Annotated in this window: 6 protein-coding genes; all 6 read left to right on the top strand. The window is 35.3% G+C overall.

The features are described from left to right. On the top strand, nt 1-1,748 hold a 1,748-nt coding region (locus RG19_RS17035; RefSeq protein ID WP_157515416.1), incomplete at its 5' end, for a DNA primase family protein. A gap of 1,127 nt (nt 1,749-2,875) precedes the next feature. Further along, nucleotides 2,876-3,163 (top strand): hypothetical protein, encoded by a 288-nt coding sequence (locus RG19_RS17030; protein WP_157515414.1) that lies wholly within the window; start codon nt 2,876-2,878, stop codon nt 3,161-3,163. A 54-nt stretch (nt 3,164-3,217) separates the two neighbouring features. Continuing rightward, the gene (locus tag RG19_RS17850; protein ID WP_157515413.1) at nt 3,218-3,709 is read left to right on the top strand and encodes a hypothetical protein; all 492 of its coding nucleotides are present in this window, start codon (nt 3,218-3,220) and stop codon (nt 3,707-3,709) included. Nucleotides 3,710-3,928: 219 nt separating this feature from the next. Next, nucleotides 3,929-4,162 (top strand): hypothetical protein, encoded by a 234-nt coding sequence (locus RG19_RS17845; protein ID WP_157515412.1) that lies wholly within the window; start codon nt 3,929-3,931, stop codon nt 4,160-4,162. Nucleotides 4,163-4,195: 33 nt separating this feature from the next. Continuing rightward, nucleotides 4,196-4,741, top strand: a complete 546-nt coding sequence (locus RG19_RS17840) for a hypothetical protein (protein ID WP_157515411.1) — start codon at nt 4,196-4,198, stop codon at nt 4,739-4,741. 252 nt (nt 4,742-4,993) lie between these two features. Next, nucleotides 4,994-6,371: tape measure protein (locus RG19_RS17435; protein ID WP_238376713.1), on the top strand; the 1,378-nt coding region annotated here is incomplete at its 3' end.

Genomic DNA, 6,371 nt, shown 5'->3' with positions numbered 1-6,371 from the left:
AAGATGACGAGATTATAAATATCGCATTGAAAGCTAAAAATGGAAAGCAATTTAAAAAACTATACACAGGTGATTTTTCAGCATATGGGAGCCAAAGTGAAGCTGATCAAGCATTATGTAATTATATTGCTTTCTACACACAAGATCCAGAACAGATTGATCGCTTATTCTCTAAAAGTAGGTTGTATCGTTCTAAATGGGATAGGAAAGATTATAAGTCATGGACAATCAACAAGGCTTTAAACGGATTACAAGCAACTTACCTTTCTAGACCAAGTCCTGAAGATGATTTTAAAGAGCCATTAAAGGATGCCCCTGGAGTAGATTTGAAAAAAAACTTAAATGATCGCCATTTTGAGGAATTAGCACGGATGCTTCAAGAATGGGAAGATAACGGTAAAAAAGGAAGAAAACCAACGATAATAAGCCCTGTAATGTGTTCTATTATTCTACCCGAATATGTAAGTTTTGTTCTATTTGATTTAGAAGAAAATACTAGAATAGCTATGTATATGCCCGATGAAGGTATATACACGAGGAATACAACAGTTATTAAACGTGTTATTTCATGGCTAGAGCCTAAATTGAACAGTACTAAGGCAGATGAAGTAATCTACCATTTAACGAATAAAGCAGAAGTAAAAGAAAAAACGGATTCCAGGTATCGTATACCAGTGGCTAACGGTGTCTTTAATCTTCAAACAAAAAAGTTGGAGCCATTTAACCCTAATTACGTATTTACAACTAAAATCGCCACTCCATATAAAGATAATCCAGCAAACCCTATTTTAGATGGATGGGATGTAGATTCGTGGTTATACTCTATCGCTTCTAATGATAAAGAAATTGTTCATCTCTTATGGCAAGTAATCAATGATGCTTTGAATGGCAACTATACAAGACGAAAGGCCATCTTTTTAATTGGTGATGGTAATAACGGTAAAGGTACCTTCCAGGAGTTACTTACCAATTTAATAGGTTTCCATAACATAGCTACCTTAAAAGTTCATGAATTTGATGAGAGATTTCGCTTGAGCGTCTTGGAAGGAAAAACGGCTGTCATAGGTGATGATGTCCCTGTTCATATCTACATTGATGATTCATCTAATTTCAATAGCGTTGTAACTGGCGACATTGTTTCTGTGGAGATGAAAAACAAACCTATCTACCATACCATTTTTAAATGTACTGTTATCCAATCAACCAATGGTATGCCAAAGTTCAAAAATAAAACGAATGGAACCATTAGACGCTTAATTATTGTACCTTTTAACGCTGATTTTACAGGCGGGGAAGAGAATCCCAAGATTAAAGAATCATATATTAAGGATCCAAGAGTACTAGAATATGTGCTGCATAAAGCTATTCATATGGACTTTGATAAGTTTGATATTCCAGCAGCTTCCTTAAATGAATTGGAAGTATTTAAACAAGACAATGATCCAGTGTTAGATTTTAAAGTTTCTGTGTTTGACAAGTGGAACATTCAAAAAGTACCTAAGTATGTGGTATATGGATTCTATAAAAAGTTTTGCCTGGACAATGGCTATAAACCGTTATCGGATCGACAATTTCACAAGCAATTTAAAACATACCTGGGGAAAGAATGGGATACAGAAGCTCAACACAGATACAGTTGGGAAACATTGATGAATGAATTAGGAGATTTAGACTTATTAGGGATAAGATTTCCTGATAAGAATCAAAATCAAAAATCTTATGAAAATAAAAGGCTAAAAGCTGTTTAAAATGCAACTATGCAACTGGATTGCAACCGAAAAAAAGTATTCCAGTTGCATAGTAAAAGTCAATAACCATAGGTTGTTAGAGGTAAATTGCAACCGTGCAACCGTAATACTTCTATTAAGTTTTAAAAATAATATCAAAAAGGAAGAAAGGATAACGTAATAAAAAAATTATAATATGTCAAAATTTCAGTTGCATGGTTTCACAAATCTTCTATCAATTGTGGGAGTAAGAGTGAGAGGTGCAATCGAAATACTAGATTTAAGTTGCAATTTAAGTTGCAAACACTGGGAGGAATTTTATTCATGCTAGAAAAAAATATATGTACAAGAAGTCCGTTTGTTCCCTGGAAGTGCCAAAACATATTCTATTGAGCAAGAAGGTGTTGTAAATATTCAAGTTTTTGAAAAAGAAGGTGAACCTGTGAAATGCACAGTGGAACATGAGAATGGTAAGAGTAGAACCATAACAAAACAATTCATCATTCACTATATAGTCTAAAAAAAGGGATTGGAGAAATATGGACAAGACGATTTAATTTATAGAATGGAGAGAAGGTAAATGAATATAAACGGTTTTAGAATTATGCACATCCAAGAAAGTACACCAGAGAAAGCTACGTATGAACTAAACGAATTTCTGGAGCATTGTGAAAAGGTAGGAAAAGAAGTGCATGAAGTTTCTTACCATACCTATAGAACGAGTCTAACAGTGCATTGCTATGTAATTAAGTACAATCCTTATACGCTAAAAGAAAAAAGGGATTATCATTTGAGACATCTCAAATAACGAGAGATAAAGAAGTAAGTTACCAGATTCATAGTATAAATAAAAATACCATTTGCTATTGGACTTTTTTGTCTAACTGTTAGAGCAATTTAAAAGTTACTGAATTTTCAACTACCCACAAAATGAAGGTGGTTGAGAGATGAAGAGTTTTCGATTCTAATTGAGGTTCCGTACTCAAAAGGCGGTACCACAAGAACACGTATTTTCGATGAAGATGAAATATATGCAGTACAATCGATATTTTCCAAAACGAACACGGTTAAAACGTTGCATATAAAAGGGGTGCAACGAGCGTTACTTCTATGAAACGTTGCACCCCTTAAATAAAGGATGAATGCAAATGAATAGGGATCCAAAAACAGGCCGATTTTTACCTGGTAATCAGGCAGCAAAAGGTAATAGGGGCAATACCTTTCCTAAGTGGGGAAATGCAAATGCTATGAAGCACGGACTTTTTTGCCGCTATCCAATATTCAGAATAATAGATGGTTTTCTTTATATAGTTACTGCCAATAGATGTAATACCCTTTGCATCCCTCCAGGATATTTTACGGAGAAAGAAAACGAAGTATTAATTCACGAGGATCTGATTGAAGAATTGAAGAAAAAAGGGGTTCAGGTCCATTAACATTCAGATGGTTTTCAACTAGAAGGAGGTGTTCCATGTGTGGGAATAGATAGCATGATGATGCAAAAGAAGATATGGTTCTACTTACACATCGATGATGAAATTGAACGACTTAAGGATAGAATCAGCATCACAAGAAATAACTTTTATGATCAAACATTCACCAGCAATATTCAATGGACGGAGATGGGCATCTTATCAATTGGTTTTAAAGTAGAAAAGGAAGTTGCTAATTTATTGGATGAAATTATCTATTATGAACACCGGATAGAGTGGTTACGAAAGAAGCAGCGTTACGTTAATGATTATCTTCTAACACTAGATAAACAAATCAGAAATGATTTCCTAATGAAATACACAAAGGATCCAGGCGATCATCCGTTAACTGAGTTAGATCAGGAATTTTATGAGGAACTACTGGAGATTGAAGAAGCCATGAACCATATGAGGAACATTCCTTTAGATCAATCCAATGAAATCTTAAATGTCGACTTTGAAACTCTCCAGGATAAATTTGACGATATCCTTAACATGTTAAAGGTGTGATCAAAAGTTGCGTACTCAACGAGCAAAATATTTTTTGAAGAAATGGCCATATTTTGATAGGGATTTTGAATACTTATTGGAACCAGAAAAAGTGAATATGAAAATTCTATATGCTGCATTAAAGCAAATGACGAGAGAGGAAAGGAAGTTTTTAGCCGAAAAATACAGGGTGTTTGATAGCTACCTGTTAATGATAATGTGTTAGCAAGTAAACACGGCATGACTTTAAAAGAATACAGGGAAATACGTATTGATTATGAAACGAAATTCCAGGACTTTATTGATGAAGCTAAGAAAAAATATAAAAAGGAATTTGATAAAGCTATGGGGGAAGAACGTTCACTTGTTAAACCCGGTAAAATACTATCTTTTGAGGAGGTGAATTGTCTTCTAAGAGAATTTAATGAGCTGTCAGAAGATGAGAAAAACGAGTTGTTTCTGCGAATATTTTAAGAGAACAATATAATTCAAAAGGATGGTGTAAAAATGAAACGTATCGATGAAATAAAAGATAGATATTTATCAAAGTATCAAGAGTTGCTGGACAAGCAAAAAGAAGTTGGCCAGCAATTAAACGAATCGAGAAAGAAGCTGCAGGATGCGGAGAACAAATATGATGCAAATGGAATTAAGAATCATACCAGTGAAATTAACTCTCTCGAACAAATTTATGAGCGCATTGAGAAGGATATTGAACAGTACTGTATAAATGTTTTCGAGAATGGCTTATTAGATGAATTATCTCAAGTAATCAAAGAATATGGAAAAGAAGTACGTGAGAAAGATCAAATACAAGGCATTTTCGACGAGTTTAATCAGATCGAAAAGCGTAAAATTGAATTGAATATTGAAATATTCAAAAAACAAAATTCTCTTTATACAGAAGTTTATAGATCCACAGAGCCATTATTTAAACTTGCAAAAAAACCTAGTCATGAAAGAAAGCTTAGAAATTTAAGTACTGACTTTAATATGAGCTTAAAATTGTATGAGTTGGATCACGAGAAAGAAGGTGAGAAAGTTGGCCAATGAAGAGAAAATGGACTTAGGGAAGATGATAGCTGGTACAAAGATTCAAAGTAACGAAGAAGCAAGAAAAGCGCAAGAATATTACTTTGGATCGAAGAGTGAAAACAAAAACAATGAAGAGAGATAACTGCAAACGGGGTATGCATAATGATGTGTGCCCCTTAAACAGAAAGAGGTGAAAGCATGGCAACCGTATCGTCTACACTAAAACTATTTGATTCCATGACAAAGCCGCTGCAGAACATTACGAGCAGCATGAATATCATGATTAACACCATGGAAGATATGCAGGATGCTACAAACAGAAATGTAAAATTCACACATCAATTAGAACAAGCAAAAGGGCATCTAGCTGATGCTGAAGCAGATATTCGCATGGCAATTGAACGATCAGAAAGATCTCAGCATCAATTTAATCAAGCAGTAAGCAGAGGTAACACAAATGCTAATAAGCTTCTAAAAACCATTGGTGGTATTGCTGGGGCATATTTAACATTTCAAGGTGTACAACAAGCCATAGGTTTATCTGATCAATATGTAAGCACTGCAGCACGATTAAATATGATTAACGATGGACTCCAGACAACGGATGAATTACAACAGAAGATTATGGATTCAGCTAATCGAGCAAGAAGTACATATGCAAGCACAGCTAGTATTGTAGCAAGAGTTGGGATGAATGCTGGAAAAGCTTTTTCTTCTAACGATGAAATGATTGTATTTGCAGAGCAATTGAACAAGAAATTCATAATTGCCGGCGCAAGTGTAGAAGAAATGAATTCTGCTTTACTCCAACTAACCCAAGGTTTAGGATCCGGCGTGTTACGAGGCGAGGAATTGAATGCTGTATTTGAGTCTGCCCCTAACATTATTCAATCCATTGCGGATTACATTGAAGTGGATATAGGGAAAGTCAGAGAATTAGCTTCAGAAGGACAGCTTACAGCCGATATTGTTAAAAATGCTATGTTCGCTGCAGTCGAGGAAACGAATAAAGCCTTTGAATCCATGCCAATGACATTCGGACAAGCTATGAGTCTTTTGAAAAATGATGCAACAGAGGCTTTTGAGGGAGTATTGACTCGGATGAATGAATGGCTCAATTCCGATCAGGGTGTGTTTGCGATGCAGACATTATCATTAGCCATACAGGCAGCAGCATTAGCAGCTAATGGTTTGTTAACTGTTTTTACGGCCATTGGTGGGTTTATGCAAAACTACTGGCTTCCAGTCTCAGTATTCGCCCTTGTCACAACGATCGGCTTTCTAATAGCTATGACTGCTGCATTATGGACAGCAATACCTCCGCTCGCAGCAATTGCAACTGGCTTTATGTCGATCTACTTGCCTATTCTTGCTATAGCCGGATTAATCGGTGTCATTATTTATACTTTAATCCGCTTCGGTATAACCACCGAACAAATAATTGGTTTTGTCGCAGGAGCATTTTCTGCACTGGGAGTAACTATTTGGAATGTATTTGCCTTCGTGTGGAATCACATTGCATCATTTGTTAATTTCTTGATGGTGGTCTTCTATGACCCGGTTTATGCTATTGAAAAATTATTCTATGATTTATCAATGAATTTCCTTGGATTTATGCAAAGCATGGTAGGTGGAGCAGGTGATTTTG

Source organism: Luteimonas abyssi (genome assembly GCF_001482195.1).
GTDB classification, from domain to species: Bacteria; Pseudomonadota; Gammaproteobacteria; order Xanthomonadales; family Xanthomonadaceae; genus Luteimonas; species Luteimonas abyssi.
The sequence above is the reverse complement of the archived record's forward strand: the minus strand, read 5'-3'. Positions and strand labels throughout refer to the sequence as shown.